This is a genomic window from Halovibrio sp. HP20-59 (assembly GCF_033052795.2).
Classification (GTDB): Bacteria; Pseudomonadota; Gammaproteobacteria; order Pseudomonadales; family Halomonadaceae; genus Vreelandella.
Genome location: NZ_JAWJUW020000184.1, coordinates 1 through 235 on the forward strand (window position 1 = coordinate 1; position 235 = coordinate 235).

1 protein-coding gene is annotated in these 235 nt (G+C 71.5%); it reads left to right on the forward strand.

Going from position 1 to position 235, the window contains the following annotated elements; genetic code table 11:
- The coding region (locus RZA33_RS19810; RefSeq protein ID WP_317510084.1) for a hypothetical protein at nt 1–235 on the forward strand (235 nt) is incomplete at both ends.

The window sequence follows — 235 nt, forward strand, 5'->3', positions numbered from 1 at the left end:
TTCATCTCCGACCGCGCGGATGGCGCGGCCAATCTGTTCGCCTTCAACCCGGTCACCCAGGCGCTGCGCCAGCTGACCCGCGAGACCCAGTGGGACGTGCGCAGCGTCGACGCGCTGGGCAGCACGCTGGTCTACGAGGCCGGCGGCGTGATCAAGCAGATCGAGCTGGCCGGCGGCGCCCCGCGCGGGCTGGACATACGTCTCGACACCACTGCCCCGCAGGCCCGCGTGCAGT